This window comes from Enterobacter cloacae complex sp. 372C4, assembly GCF_050030615.1.
Taxonomy (GTDB): Bacteria; Pseudomonadota; Gammaproteobacteria; order Enterobacterales; family Enterobacteriaceae; genus Enterobacter; species Enterobacter intestinihominis.
The window spans coordinates 1,274,580-1,288,114 of sequence record NZ_JBLGUQ010000001.1 but is presented as its reverse complement, the minus strand read 5'-3'; the positions used below and the strand labels follow the sequence as shown (position 1 = coordinate 1,288,114).

At 56.5% G+C, this 13,535-nt stretch carries 12 protein-coding genes; 3 read left to right on the top strand and 9 right to left on the bottom strand.

Features of this window, described 5'->3' with window-relative positions:
- The first annotated feature begins 88 nt into the window (after positions 1–88).
- Both ACQG11_RS06140 and ACQG11_RS06135 read left to right on the top strand, forming a co-directional pair.
- Complete coding sequence (locus ACQG11_RS06140) at positions 89–733, top strand: NAD(P)H-binding protein (RefSeq protein WP_022649507.1); 645 nt, start codon at positions 89–91, stop codon at positions 731–733.
- Positions 734–773: 40 nt separating this feature from the next.
- Positions 774–1,811: a permease gene (locus ACQG11_RS06135; RefSeq protein ID WP_023307055.1), complete on the top strand. Its 1,038-nt coding sequence runs from the start codon at positions 774–776 to the stop codon at positions 1,809–1,811.
- 50 nt (positions 1,812–1,861) lie between these two features.
- On the opposite strand, the gene dolP is transcribed toward ACQG11_RS06135, so the two are convergent.
- Genes dolP through ACQG11_RS06115 form a run of 4 tightly spaced genes read right to left on the bottom strand, consistent with a single transcriptional unit; the run spans position 1,862 to position 5,550 of the window.
- Positions 1,862–2,437, bottom strand: a complete 576-nt coding sequence (gene dolP / locus ACQG11_RS06130) for a division/outer membrane stress-associated lipid-binding lipoprotein (RefSeq protein WP_022649505.1) — start codon at positions 2,435–2,437, stop codon at positions 1,862–1,864.
- A gap of 9 nt (positions 2,438–2,446) precedes the next feature.
- Positions 2,447–3,037, bottom strand: coding sequence for a DnaA initiator-associating protein DiaA (diaA, locus tag ACQG11_RS06125; RefSeq protein WP_003861754.1), 591 nt, complete (start codon positions 3,035–3,037; stop codon positions 2,447–2,449).
- A gap of 21 nt (positions 3,038–3,058) precedes the next feature.
- Positions 3,059–3,454 (bottom strand): YraN family protein, encoded by a 396-nt coding sequence (locus ACQG11_RS06120; RefSeq protein ID WP_022649504.1) that lies wholly within the window; start codon positions 3,452–3,454, stop codon positions 3,059–3,061.
- Complete coding sequence (locus ACQG11_RS06115; protein ID WP_426728255.1) at positions 3,412–5,550, bottom strand: penicillin-binding protein activator; 2,139 nt, start codon at positions 5,548–5,550, stop codon at positions 3,412–3,414. Before ACQG11_RS06115 ends, ACQG11_RS06120 begins: the two co-directional genes overlap by 43 nt.
- 61 nt (positions 5,551–5,611) lie before the next feature.
- Between ACQG11_RS06115 and rsmI the strand changes: the two genes are divergently transcribed.
- Positions 5,612–6,475 carry a 16S rRNA (cytidine(1402)-2'-O)-methyltransferase gene (rsmI, locus tag ACQG11_RS06110; RefSeq protein ID WP_426728254.1) on the top strand — a complete coding sequence of 288 codons (864 nt, stop codon included), beginning with the start codon at positions 5,612–5,614 and terminating at the stop codon, positions 6,473–6,475.
- Positions 6,476–6,542: 67 nt separating this feature from the next.
- On the opposite strand, the gene ACQG11_RS06105 is transcribed toward rsmI, so the two are convergent.
- The 5 genes from ACQG11_RS06105 to ACQG11_RS06085 form a co-directional block, all read right to left on the bottom strand.
- Entirely contained in the window at positions 6,543–8,432 is a 1,890-nt protein-coding gene (locus tag ACQG11_RS06105; protein ID WP_032626403.1) for an enterotoxin, read from the bottom strand.
- 16 nt (positions 8,433–8,448) lie between these two features.
- A complete protein-coding gene (locus ACQG11_RS06100) occupies positions 8,449–9,621 on the bottom strand; it encodes a MalY/PatB family protein (RefSeq protein WP_023307051.1) in 1,173 nt (390 codons plus the stop codon).
- Positions 9,622–9,633: 12 nt separating this feature from the next.
- Complete coding sequence (gene malX, locus ACQG11_RS06095; protein ID WP_426728253.1) at positions 9,634–11,205, bottom strand: maltose/glucose-specific PTS transporter subunit IIBC; 1,572 nt, start codon at positions 11,203–11,205, stop codon at positions 9,634–9,636.
- A gap of 116 nt (positions 11,206–11,321) precedes the next feature.
- Positions 11,322–12,194 (bottom strand): tagatose-bisphosphate aldolase subunit KbaY, encoded by an 873-nt coding sequence (gene kbaY, locus ACQG11_RS06090; protein WP_003861740.1) that lies wholly within the window; start codon positions 12,192–12,194, stop codon positions 11,322–11,324.
- Between the two features lie 12 nt (positions 12,195–12,206).
- Entirely contained in the window at positions 12,207–13,352 is a 1,146-nt protein-coding gene (locus tag ACQG11_RS06085; protein ID WP_426728252.1) for an SIS domain-containing protein, read from the bottom strand.
- Between the last annotated feature and the right edge of the window lie 183 nt (positions 13,353–13,535).

Here is a 13,535-nt window from a genome sequence, read left to right as displayed (position 1 = left end):
TTTGTGGTAAATACTTACCGGTAACAGACTTTTAAGTGTGGTAGAGCAGGCCCAGATCGCAAACGGACAATTCTGTAAAGGGGACAAGATGAGTCAGGTACTGATTACCGGCGCAACCGGGCTGGTGGGTGGACATCTGCTGCGGCTGCTGATCCAGGATCGGCATATCAACTATATCGCCGCCCCGACGCGTCGCCCGCTGTTGGATATCACCGGCGTCTATAACCCGCACGATCCCCAGCTTACCGACGCGCTGGCGCAGGTGCAGGATCCCATTGATATCGCCTTTTGCTGCCTTGGCACCACCCGACGGGAAGCGGGCAGTAAGGAAGCCTTTGTCCATGCAGATTACACGCTGGTGGTAGATACCGCCCTGACGGCCAAAAAGCTGGGTGCTAAGCATTTCCTGGTGGTCAGCGCGCACGGCGCGAACGCAGGCTCGCCGTTTTTTTACAACCAGGTGAAGGGCAAAATGGAAGAGGCGTTAATCGCGCAGCAATGGGAGCGCCTGACCATCGTGCGGCCTTCCATGCTGATGGGCCACCGCGACGAACGGCGTTTTAACGAGTCTTTTTTCGCTCCGCTGTTTCGCATCCTGCCAGGTAACTGGAAGTCCATCGAGGCGCGGGATGTCGCGCAGGCGATGCTGAAAGAGGCACTGGCTCCGTCGCAAGAGGGGGTTAATATTATCCCTTCGGCAAAACTGCGTGAAATCGCGCAGGGCGAGGCGTAAACTTCCCCGGCTTATTAAATAACACCTTCCGGGGAATGGTATGACTGGTCAGTCTTCATCTCAGGCGGCAACACCTGTTCAGTGGTGGAAGCCCGCACTCTTCTTTCTCGTGGTCATCATTGGCCTCTGGTATGTGAAATGGCAGCCGTACTACGGTAAAGCCTTCACCGCCGCCGACACCCACAGCATCGGTAAATCGATTCTCGCGCAGGCCGATTCCAGCCCGCTTCGCGCGGCGTGGGATTACGCAATGGTCTATTTTCTTGCCGTCTGGAAAGCGGCGGTATTGGGCGTATTGCTGGGCTCGCTGATTCAGGTACTTATCCCGCGTAACTGGCTGATAAAAACCCTGGGACAACCGCGCTTGCAGGGCACGCTGCTGGGAACGATTTTCTCCCTGCCGGGCATGATGTGCTCCTGCTGCGCTGCACCGGTGGCGGCGGGTATGCGCCGACAGCGCGTGTCGATGGGCGGCGCGCTTGCCTTCTGGATGGGTAACCCCCTGCTGAACCCGGCAACGCTGGTGTTTATGGGCTTCGTTCTCGGCTGGCATTTCGCGTTTATCCGTCTGGCGGCTGGCCTGCTGACGGTGGTGCTTGTCGCTACGCTGGTGCAGCACCTGGTGAAAGACAACGAGGCCGGGCCTGCCTCCGTTGAGCTGGACCTCAGCGATCCGCAGGGCAGTTTCTTAGCTCGCTGGGGCAAAGCGCTGTGGCAGCTTTTCTGGAGCACAATCCCGGTCTATATCCTGGCCGTACTGGTGCTCGGGGCGGCGCGCGTCTGGCTGTTCCCGCATGCGGATGGCGCTATCGACAATACGCTGATGTGGGTGATTGCGATGGCGGTGGCCGGTTGCCTGTTTGTGATCCCAACCGCGGCGGAGATCCCGATTATTCAGACCATGATGATGGCTGGCATGGGTACCGCACCGGCGCTGGCGCTGCTCATCACGCTGCCGGCGGTGAGCCTGCCGTCGCTGATCATGCTGCGTAAGTCATTCCCGGCGAAAGCGCTGTGGCTGACGGCGGGGCTGGTGGCGTTGAGCGGAGTGATTGTGGGGAGTATGGCGCTGGTGTGAAAGAAAGCCCGGTGGCGCTGGCGCTTACCGGGCTTACAGTCAGGTGTGAATTACTTGATATAAGTAAAGGCGGTGGTGACGTGCTTCACGCCGCTCACCCGGCTGGCGATATCCGCCGCCGCTTTCCCTTCACGTTCTGTCACCAGGCCCAGCAGGAACACTTCGCCGTTCTCCGTGGTTACTTTCACGTTTGAGGATTTCACCTGGTCGGTACCCAGCAGCTGGGAACGCACTTTGGTGGTGATCCAGGTATCAGATGACGCGGTGCCGAGACCAATCGGCTGGCCCTGACGGATCTCGTTAAACACTTCCGCCGTACCTTCTACGCCCATCGCGATCTGTTTGGCGCGCGAGGCGAGTTCAGGGGTTGGCGCCTGGCCTGCCAGCAGAACTTTGCCCTGATAAGCCGTCACGTTAATGCGTGCTTCTTTCTTGATCTGTTCGTCTTTCGACAGCGCACTGTTTACGCGCAGCTCAAGCGTACCGTCATCCACCTGCGTCCCAACGGTACGCGGATCGGTCGCTGCTTTGGTGCCGACCGCTGCGGTACCGACTACAGCGGCAGCGATGCATCCCTGAAGCAGTAATGCAGACATCACGACTGCAAGGGCCGATAAAACCTTCATGAGAACTCCTTAATCATCCTGGTGAGGGAAAAGCGTGTTATCGATCAGATCGCATAAGCAGTTCACCGTGAGCATATGCATCTCCTGGATGCGGGCGCTACGGTGCGAAGGAATGCGGATTTCCACATCCTGCGGCCCCAGCAGGCCAGCCAGCTCACCGCCGTCGTAACCGGTCAGGGCGACAATCGTCATGTCCCGGGTTACTGCCGCTTCAACCGCCTTAACGATATCCCGGCTGTTACCGCGCGTGGAGATCGCCAGCAGCACGTCTCCGGCATGGCCTAAGGCGCGCACCTGCTTGGCGTAAATTTCGTCATGCAGACGATCGTTGGCAATCGCAGTTAAGACCACGTTATCGGTGTTTAGTGCAATGGCTGGTAAACTCGGTCGCTCGGTTTCGAAGCGATTGATCATGCTGGCAGCAAAATGCTGTGCGTTGGCGGCGGACGTGCCATTGCCACAACAGAGGATTTTGTTGCCGTTGAGCAGCGACTGAACCAGCGTCATCGCTGCACGCGAGATCGCGTCCGGAAGGGCTTCCGCTGCGGCAATCTGCGTTTGAATGCTTTCTGTGAAGCACACTTTTATTCGTTCGAGCACGGTATCCCTTTAAAATCTTATTTATGCGTCTTCGCCAAACGCGTTTTTAAGCCAGTCGATCGCATTTCCGGTGAAGGCTACCACATCGAAACGGCAATCCACAGTATCAAAACTCCCATTATGGCGGGCAAGCCACAAGTGGGCAGTCTGTAATAATTTTTGTTGTTTGGCGAGCGTCACGCTGGCGGCAGCACCGCCAAAACGGGACGACTGTCGGTAGCGTACTTCAACAAACACGATGGTTTGACCGTCTTTCATGATCAGGTCAATCTCGCCGCCGCGCCCGCGAACGTTGGCGGCGACAAAGCGCAGTCCTTTGCCTTCAAGCCAGCGGCGCGCTTTTAGCTCCCACGCGTCGCCGGTCTCTTTGCGGCTTAACTGGCCGGGACGATCTGCCCCTGCTGGTATTTGAGCCATGATAACTTCCTGTTAATCACACAATCCTGATCGGCGGTCAGATCGCCGGTATTCCCGTTAAGCTCAAAGCCCGGTACCTGGCGCATCTGGGTAAAGTGGTTTGCCAGCGCCCAGGCATCGACGCCCATCGCGTACAAACGCGCCAGGGAATAATCATTGCGCACCGCGCCCAGCGCCTGCTGCATCAACTGCGGGTTGCTGCCTGCCAGCATAGGGATCTCGCTGTATTGCAGTCCTTCCATTTCCAGACGGAAATCCGGGCCTGCGGTACCCTGTGCGCTGCGGGAGCTGGCGTAGAGCGTTGCGCCGCTCTGGCTGCCGTTACGCATGGCGATCATTGGTTTGATAAAGGCGATCTCTTCCGGCGTAGCGACGATGTATGCCGAATCCACTTTACCGCCGCCGCTGATTTGCGCGTCGGTAGGGGGGGCTGGGATCGTCAGACCGCCGATGGTGACGCTCTGCTGCTGCGGCAGGCTGGCGGATACCGGGCTACCGTTGAGGGCAATACCTGCCCCGCCGTTCACACCCGCTCTCAGTTCGGAAGCTGAGCCAAATTTCTGCTGCAACACCACGCCACCGCCAAGGGTCTGCCACTCTTGCGCAAAGGCGTTGGCAACGCGGTCGCCCAGCGTGCTGCGTGGGATCAGCAGCAGCGGCGCCTGTTTGCCCTGCTCGTGGATATGACGGGCCGCATCGCGGGCTTCATCCTCCGGAGAGAGGGCGAAGTAACAGATATTGGCGCGGTTCTGAACCTGCTCAGGCTGGTTAAGCGCCAGCACGTTCAGCGTGGTGTTGCTCTTCATCAGCGCTTCCACGTTGTTTTTCAACAGCGGGCCGACAACGATGCTGGCCCCGTCCTGCTGAACCTGCGCCAGCACCTGGTCAAGCGGCTGGGCGCTGGTGTCGTAGATTTTCAACTCTGCACCAGGGTTAGCGCTGGTGGTGGCCACAGCCTGCGGCTGGGATGCTGGCTGCTGTTCTGGCTGCGCGGTTTGCGGCTGAGGTTGTTCTGCCGTCGCGGGCGCCGGAGTTTCAGCCGGGGCCTGTGTTGCCGCAGGCGCTGAGGTAGCGGGTTGCGTCGTTGGGGCGGTAACCGGATTCTGCATGGTGCCCTGGGCAGGGGTTTGCGCGGTGGTCAGGTCGCTGGTTTCGGCGGCTGACGGACTGACGACGTCATTCACATTCGCCGCCTGTGCTGCCTGCGCCGGAACGGCGCTGCCGGTGACGGCGGTAGTGCCGTTTTTCGCGGCTTCAAAACCTTGCTGAATGGCGCGGCCAAACACCGCTGCCTGGCCGTTTAACGGCAGCAGCAGGGCGATTTTGCTGGTGGAGGCGGGCTTAAAGTTTTGCACGTTCACCAGCTGCGTTGGCAGCATTTTTGCTCCCGGGTTTTGCGGGTAGCGCTTTTGCCAGTCGGTAATGCCGGCTTTCAGCATGTTCGGATCGCTGCGGTTGTTGAACCACATCTGTTGCAGATCCAGCCAGCCTTGCAGGACATTTTCATCGGCGTTGATCACCAGCGCTCTGGCCTGATCCTGGGTCATGGAGGCGAGTGCCTGCCAGGTTGCGTCAATATTTTTCTGCTTGTCCGCACCCGCAAGCAGAGGCTCCTGGGCAATCAGCGCGCGGAGAAGCGTCAGGGAGGGGCGACCCTGCTCAGCGGTGATACCGGCCTGCCAGAAACGGGCCTGCTGATTCTTATCCAGCGCGCTCAGTTCGATAGTGCCGAGGATCTTCTTCGCGCCGTCGAAATCTTTCTGCGCGACCTTCAGTTCTGCCGACAGCAGCGTCTGCTCATGGTGCTGATCGTCGTTAAGATCCTGCGGCAGCTGGTTGAACAGCTCGGCGGCCTGCTGGGTTTTTCCTTCCTTCAGCAGTGCACGAATGGCGAGTAATTGCCAGTTGATCCTGGTATCATTTGAACTCTGCGACATTTGTTGCAGATAAAAGCCAGAATCAGCCTGAGCGGATCCCTGCATATGAGCAGTGCTCTGGTCGGGTGCCTGAGTGCCGCAGCCTGTAAAGATCAGGGCTGCCAGCAGGAGGGGCACGCTGTGCGCGGCTTTTTTACGAAGAAACGTTAACGGTACCATACTGTATCCAGTGATTTTTTTACGCAATGCTCAATATTAAATCGGCAATACGGACGAAACAATGAAACAACACGAAACGGCAGATAATTCTCAAGGCCAGCTTTATATTGTACCTACTCCTATCGGGAATTTGTCTGATATTACCCAACGTGCACTCACTGTATTGCAAGCTGTTGATTTAATTGCTGCTGAAGACACCCGTCATACCGGTTTACTGCTGCAGCACTTTGCCATTAACGCCCGTTTGTTTGCCCTGCACGATCACAATGAGCAACAAAAAGCCGAAACGCTGGTGGCGAAGCTGAAAGAAGGGCAGAACATCGCGCTGGTCTCCGATGCGGGTACGCCGCTTATCAACGATCCGGGTTACCATCTGGTGCGCACCTGCCGTGAAGCAGGGATCCGCGTTGTGCCGCTGCCGGGGCCGTGTGCTGCTATTGCCGCATTAAGTGCGGCGGGCCTGCCGTCCGATCGTTTCTGCTACGAAGGTTTCCTGCCTGCTAAATCCAAAGGCCGTCGCGACGTGTTAAAGGATCTGGAAGCAGAGCCGCGTACCCTGATTTTTTACGAATCAACCCACCGCCTGCTGGAAAGCCTGGACGATATGATTACCGTCTGGGGCGAATCCCGCTACGTGGTGCTGGCGCGCGAGCTGACCAAAACCTGGGAAACCATTCACGGCGCGCCGGTTGGCGAACTGCTGGCGTGGGTGAAAGAGGATGAGAACCGCCGCAAGGGCGAAATGGTGCTGATTGTCGAAGGGCATAAAGCGCAGGAAGACGCCCTGCCTGCCGATGCGCTGCGTACGCTGGCCCTGCTACAGGCTGAACTCCCCCTGAAAAAAGCGGCGGCGCTGGCGGCGGAGATCCACGGCGTGAAGAAAAATGCGCTGTATAAATATGCGCTGGAGCAGCAGGGGGAGTAAGCCCCTGCCGCCTGTTTTGCCGGGTGGCGGCTTCGCCTTACCCGGCCTACACCGTGTCAAAGCCTCACTATTTTCCCGGCATCGCCTCAAACACCAGCGTTTCCAGCGGTTGCAGCGTAATCACCACAGCGTTTTTATACTCCTCTGGTACGGTCGAATTACTGCCGTACACGGCTTTCAGGGTAAACTGCGAGCGCTCTCCTGCCGGGATCTCAAAATCTTTGGTTAAATCCAGGTAGTAACGTTGCGGCTTATCCGACGGGTTGCGTAAGCCAAAAATCGCTTTGTCTTTACTCCATGAGGCCCAGCCGTAAACCTCAAGCGAAGTTGGGTCACCGCCAATCCAGTGCGTATCCACCAGCACGCTGGCATTCTCACGCGACCACTTCGCCGCCTGTGCCAGGGTGTCCCACTTCGCCTTGTTAAGCATGGACGGCGTGATGTACAGCTCCTGAAGTTGAGTTCCGGTCGCGAAGTAGCTCCAGACCTGATCGGCAAAATCACCGTCCGTTTGTACTTTCTCCAGTCCATAGTAAGCGTTCTCTGCACTGACGATCCCGTGGTACATCAGGGAGTTCAGCGGGAACAGCGGGCCTTTGCGTACGATGGAGCGATAAGTTTCGGCATCCCGGTAGGTCATCCACTGCTGCACTGGCGTGCCGGGACCGTACAGGTTGATATCATCGCCCTGACGCCAGATTGAATCAGCATAGAACAGCCAGGACGGGCTCGCGTCGGTCCCGGTGGTCAGGTTGATAAACAGGTTCGGGTTTGCGCTGCGCATGTTGTGCAGCAGGGCAATGGACGCGTCAAAATCCGATGCAAATGGGCTGCCCTTGATATGCGAATTGGCGTTACCCATTCCGTCGAGCTTGAACGAGGTAATGTGCTCGTTTTTGATCAGCTTAATGATCTGATCGTTAAAGTTTTTAAAGTAGTTCGGCCCCGACAGCGCCAGCTTGCCGTCTACGGTTTCGAAACCATACTCTTTTGCATGCGAGACGCGAATATCGCGCGGCTTGTTGTAACCGCCCCACGGTGAAAGCCACAGCCCAACCGAGCTATGCAGGCTATCGGCTTTTTCCCTGACTTTGCCAAAACCGTTGCTGAATGCCGGGCCAAACAGCCAGCGTCCGGTGCGATCGTCCCAGCCATCGTCCAGCAGGAACGCGTCCAGCGCCACCCCGCGTCCGGCAATAAATTCTTTATTCCATTCGTCCATCCGCCCAATGACATCCTGCTCGGAGTAAGGAGTAAAGAAGCCAATGTCCATCCAGCTGTTGTAGTGCAGATAAGGCTTATAAGGCCGCGGGCGCACGGCATCGATAAACTGGTTTACGCTGCGCCGCAGCTGATTAGTTTCCGGGAAAGTGCCGAACCAGGTGGTAAAACTGACCGGTGTCTCAGGCAGAATTGGCGTTTTCAGCTCCACGTTGAGGTTCGTGGTGGCTTCATAAGCGTAAGTATTCACAATCGGTTTGTCTGGCAGGATGAAGAACGAGTCGGCCACGATTGGCGAGCTGTTAATCGCCCCGTCAACGTAAGGTGCCTGAGACTGCTTCTTCGTCGGGAAGAAGGTCATTTTCGCTACGTCCCGCGGCTGCCCGACGGCGGCGATGGTGTAGCCGATGCTGGCGTATTTTCCCTTCACCAGGTTCAGTTTCACCGTTACGTTAAAATCCGGATGCGTAAAGTCGATGACTATCGCGTTGTCCTGCTTTTCGACGTGCTTGATTTTGAAATCAGCGGTGTGGATTTTTGTTTCATCCGGTAGCGTCAGAAAGAACAACTCCTGGGGCGTGAGCGGATGGTTAGCTTTGCTGTCCGTTACTACTACCGTTGCATTTGCATCATCAAACGAAAGGGCAATATTGTTGTTACTGAGCGCGTAGTTTGCTGCCGCCGCGCCATGAGAAACACAGAGAGCCAGCAGCGAGAGAGTGAGCCTTGTTTTCATCGGGGTAAGATCCTTATCAGTAATGCTTTAGCATTCGGTTGATGGACTGTTCCAGCCAGTAGCGCTGGGTGCCGAAGTTAATACGCAGGTAGTTTTCGCCGTTTTGTACGTAGTGGCTGCCATCTTCGATGACCACGCCAGCCTGTTTGGCGAAATGTTGGGTTAGCGCCGTCGCACTGCGATCGTCCGCACTGACGTCTATCCAGGCGAGATACGACGACTCCGGGTTCATCATCTTCCATGCAGGGAAGTGGGTCTGGATGGCATCCGCAAGGTAGCGGGCATTGCCGCGCAGATAACCATTCAGCGCGTCGAGCCATGGCAGACCTTGCTGATAGGCCAGAATAATCCCCCACACGCCGAAGATATTCGGCGAGGTAATGGAGTTCTTCTCCAACTGCTGGCGGAAACGCTGGCGCAGCGAATCGTCTGGAATCATTGAGTAGGATGTTTTTAGCCCGCCAAGGTTGAAGGCTTTATTGGGGGAGGTCAGCACAATCAGGTTGTCCTGGGCGGCACAGCCCGAAGTCAGACAGCTGACGAATGTACCGTCCAGAATGTGCTCGGCGTGAACCTCATCAACCACCAGAATCGTGCCGTAGCGCTTACAGAGATCGGACACCTGGCGTATCTCATCCGCGCGCCAGATGCGGCCCGAGGGGTTATGCGGCGAGCAGAAAAACCACAGTTTTGGACGGTGAGTTTTGAGCTGAACTTCAATCAGATTAAAATCCAGCTGATAGCGGTTTTCCTTCACGCTCAGCGGATTTGCAAGCACCCGCACGCCCTGTCGCTGTGTCGCCATCGCAAACGGGTCATACACCGGGGTGTTCATCATCACGCAGTCGCCGGGATTGCAGAACGCCTGAACCGTATAGTGCAGCGTAGAAACGGTGCCGTAGGTCAGGGTGATCCATGACTTATGCACCTCAACCTGATGACGGGTGCGCTGGAAGGCGATGACCGCATCGTAGAATTCGTCGAAGCACCAGGTGTAACCGAAGGTGCCATGCTCCACGATGCGCTGGAAGCCTTCAATCACGGCGGGTGGCGAGGTGAAATCCATGTCTGCTATCCACAGCGGGATAAATCCCTCCGGGACATCACCGAAACGCGAACACACAAACGCATGGTCCCATTTACGGCATTTATCGCTTTTACGCTCAATGATTCTGTCGAAATCAAACACAACGACCCCCTGTTAAATTAAGGCTTCAATGCCGGATTTGACGCTCTGCACCTGCGGGCCGATGATCACCTGAACGCTGTGGGCATCAAGCACCACGACTGACAAGGCGCCAGCGGCCTTCAGCGCCTGCTGGTCGATAAGCCCCATATCTTTCACCACCAGACGTAAGCGGGTAATGCAGTTGTCGAGCGACTCAATATTCTCTTTACCGCCAAGCGCGCGAAGAATAAGCCCATGATCGTATTTTGATTTTCCACGTGCCCGGGTATTGGTTTCCACCGCCTGGAGCGCACCCTGCGCGTCAACCTCACGGCCTGGCGTTTTTATATCGTGCTTGAGGATGTACCAGCGGAAGACGAAGAAGTAGATAGCAAACCAGGCAAGACCCACCGGGAACAGCAGATACCATTTGGTCGACATCCCCTGCATGACGCCGAAGATCAGCAGATCCAGAATACCGCCGTCAGTGTTGCCGATGGTGACGCCGAGCAGCGCCATCACCATCAGCGCCAGGCCAGACATAACGATATGAAACGCGTAAAGCACAGGGGCAATAAACAGGAACAGGAACTCAATCGGCTCTGAAATACCCGTGACAACTGAAACCAGCACGCCTGAAAGCAGCAGCCCTTTAATCACCGGACGGTTTTCCGGGCGCGCGGTGCGGTAGATAGCGTAAGCCACGGCAGGTAGGCCGAAGATAAAGGTCGGCATAAACCCTTGCGATAAAAATGCCGTAATGTGCGGGCTAAACGGCAGACCCGCTTTCAGCTCGGCGTAGAAAATGTTCAGCGCACCGGCCACTTCCTGGCCGTTAACCATCTCAATGCCGCCCGCCGGGGTGAAGCGCACCATCGCCAGCAGAATGTGATGCAGGCCAAAAGGTTTGAGTAGCAGCACGCCCACGCCATACAGGAACGGCCCAAAGACGCTGGTGCTCTGGATGATATGACCAATCCCGGCAATGCCCATTGCCACATATTCCCACAGCAGGGGGATGACCAGGCCGACCAGCGACAGGGTGAGGGCGGTAACAATCGGAACAAAACGAATGCCGCTAAAGAAGGCAAATGCGTCGTGCAGCACCGTGTCCTGGAAGCGTTCGTGCAGGAAGTAGGTGATCACCCCTACCACAATGCCGCCGAGCACGCCCATCTCCAGCGTTTGAATGCCAAGCACGATGGATTGTCCCACCTGTCTCATGGTGGCGGCATCCGCAAGCTGGTGGGTGGCGGTCAGGTAGTAGTTGATGCTCATGTTCATCAGCATGTAGCCAACGAATCCGGCAAAAGCGCCCACCGCTTTATTACGTCTGGCAAGGCCCATTGGGATCGCCATGGCAAACATCAGCGGCAGATAGGTAAAAGCAAAGCCACCGACCATGGCGATAAAACCAAAGGTGAGCTGCGTTAACTCGCCGCCCAGAAAGGGAAAACTTTTGATGGTGGAAGGGCTGGTGACAGAACTACCGATACCTAACAACAACCCCATAAAGGCCAATAGCGAAACCGGGAACATAAACGTCTTTCCCAGGCTCTGGAAAAACTCCCACGCTTTCGATTTAAACGACTTTTCCTGTGTCATGTAGGGACTCCTCGGATTTTTAGGATAATGGAAGGCGCTGTCCGGCTTAAGGACGCGCCTTCATATTTGCGAGGCTTATAGTTATTTTTTAGGTACTAACGTTATGCGCGATGGGTTCAGGCTTCAGCCGGAAGCAGCAGCCGGTTCGCCGAGCCGCAAACGGTAATTTTGCTTCTGACCACCTCTTTCATGGCATCCATGCCGACGCGCATGTAGAAGCGCGGATCGTTGCCCTGTGGGTTCTCGGCAAACCAGGCTTTGACTGCGTCAGAGAAGGCGATTTTCAGCTCTGTTGCGACGTTAACTTTGCAGACGCCCAGCTCAATGGTGCGGCGCACATCCTCATCCGGAACATCGCTCGCACCGTGCAGTACCAGCGGCACTGTCACTACCTCGCGGATCTCGGCCAGCCGCTGGAAGTCGATTTTTGGGCGTTTGGTATAGAGGCCGTGCGCGGTTCCGATGGCAACGGCGAGGCTGTCCACGCCTGTCAGTTCGACAAAGCGTTTTGCTTCCTGCGGGTCGGTCAGGAACGCGCTTTCGGCGTCGACGCTCATGTCATCTTCCACTCCACCCAGTCGGCCCAGTTCGGCCTCGACGCTACAGTCGTTGAGGTGACAGAAATCGACGACCGATTTCACCAGCTTGACGTTTTGTTCGAAGGGGTAATGGCTACCGTCGATCATTGCGCTACGTACGCCGGCATGGACTTTGCGGCGAATGTCGTCCAGCGATTCGTGGTGATCGAGGTGTAGCGCCAGCGGCATGTCATAAGTAAGGGAATATGCGCTGCACAAGGCGTAGATCTCTTCCAGCGCAATATGTTTAAACGTCCCCGGCGTACCCGCGAGGATCACCGGGGATCGCATTTCGCTACAGACTTCGAGGATCGCCTGGATCGTCTCGGCGTTATGAATGTTAAAGGCCGGAACGGCATAGCCCTTTGCCTGTGCGTCCTGCAAAAGATATTTGGTGGAAATAATACTCATGAGCCTGTCCTCTTAAGCCTGCCACGGATGAATAACGACGCCCTGGACCACACGGTTAACCGTACCGCTGGCGGATGGCGTATCTGGCGTATTGCCAACGTGCAGAGACTGGGTCAGTGCAAAGACCTGGGCGTACATCAGGAAGCAGAACGCCTGCTCCATATCGTTAAATGAACGAGAAGGCGGCAGCAGGATATGCGGGCCAGCTTCAATGACCGGATCCGTTTCGGCTGCAATGGCTACTACCCGCATAGCCTGACGATCGCGACGTAGCTCGGCGAGCAGATCCAGATCGTACTGACGCGTGTACGGATGGCTGGAGACAAACACGACGACCAGCGTTTCGCTGTCCACCAGCGACTTAGGCCCGTGACGGAAACCCGTTGGCGAATCGTAGAATGCCGCCAGCTTGCCGGCGGTCAGCTCCAGCACTTTCAGCGCAGACTCCCGTGCGGCGCCCTGTAATCCACCGCTGCCCAGATAAACAATGCGTTTCCACGGTTCGTTACCAAAGACGCCGGGGCTGAAATCGCCAAGCGATGTGAGGATCGCCTGACAGCGATCGGACACGTCGCGGAACGTTTTGCTGTTGATCGTTTCCGGTGCGAATACCGCCAGGCAGCTCGCCATCATGGTGGTGATGCTGCTTGTCATCGCGAACCCGCGATCGTGCGTTTCGGCTGGCATGAGCAGAGCGCAGGCGTTATCGCTGTCGACGGCATTCTGGTACAGGCTGCCCGCTTCATTACAGGTGATCGACAGGTGGTAGCACTCCGGTACGAACTGATTCGCCAGCTCAACGGCGGCGACGCTCTCCGGGCTATTGCCAGAACGGGCGAAAGAGACCAGAAGCAGCGGGTGCGCAGGGCTGAAATAATCCATCGGGTTGGTGACCAGATCGGTCGTAGGTATCGCGACGATGTTTTTCCCCGTGTGGCTGGCAAGCCATGGCGCAATGATGTCGCCGATAAAAGCGGACGTACCCGCGCCGGTCAGAACGATCCGCAGATCGGGCTTGCGCAACAGTGGCGTCAGAAAACTGTCGATCGACGCGCGCAGATTATCAATATTGTTGAGCGAGCGAAGCCAGCTGGCTGGCTGCTGGCGGATCTCTTTTTCGGTCCAGGTGCCGGTGGTGGCGGTAGTGGTTTGTGGCATAACTCAGTCCTTAGTCGTGTGAATTCCACATCAGACGCTGGCAAACGTGTCGCTATCTTTCGTTTCGTTTCACTTGTTCACTTTAGCAGTTAAATAAAATCTATAGAAAAGAAATCGAAAGTTCAATGGCGTAAAAGAAATAAAACGAAAAGTGTGATCGCGAAAGGAAAGGAGAAAATCAAG

Bases quoted from the DNA above. Each gene is read 5' to 3' on its own strand.
- ACQG11_RS06140 (WP_022649507.1), top strand. From the start codon at position 89: ATGAGTCAGGTACTGATTACCGGCGCAACCGGGCTGGTGGGTGGACAT.
- ACQG11_RS06135 (WP_023307055.1), top strand. From the start codon at position 774: ATGACTGGTCAGTCTTCATCTCAGGCGGCAACACCTGTTCAGTGGTGG.
- dolP (WP_022649505.1), bottom strand. From the start codon at position 2,437: ATGAAGGTTTTATCGGCCCTTGCAGTCGTGATGTCTGCATTACTGCTT.
- ACQG11_RS06120 (WP_022649504.1), bottom strand. From the start codon at position 3,454: ATGGCTCAAATACCAGCAGGGGCAGATCGTCCCGGCCAGTTAAGCCGC.
- ACQG11_RS06115 (WP_426728255.1), bottom strand. From the start codon at position 5,550: ATGGTACCGTTAACGTTTCTTCGTAAAAAAGCCGCGCACAGCGTGCCC.
- rsmI (WP_426728254.1), top strand. From the start codon at position 5,612: ATGAAACAACACGAAACGGCAGATAATTCTCAAGGCCAGCTTTATATT.
- ACQG11_RS06105 (WP_032626403.1), bottom strand. From the start codon at position 8,432: ATGAAAACAAGGCTCACTCTCTCGCTGCTGGCTCTCTGTGTTTCTCAT.
- malX (WP_426728253.1), bottom strand. From the start codon at position 11,205: ATGACACAGGAAAAGTCGTTTAAATCGAAAGCGTGGGAGTTTTTCCAG.
- kbaY (WP_003861740.1), bottom strand. From the start codon at position 12,194: ATGAGTATTATTTCCACCAAATATCTTTTGCAGGACGCACAGGCAAAG.
- ACQG11_RS06085 (WP_426728252.1), bottom strand. From the start codon at position 13,352: ATGCCACAAACCACTACCGCCACCACCGGCACCTGGACCGAAAAAGAG.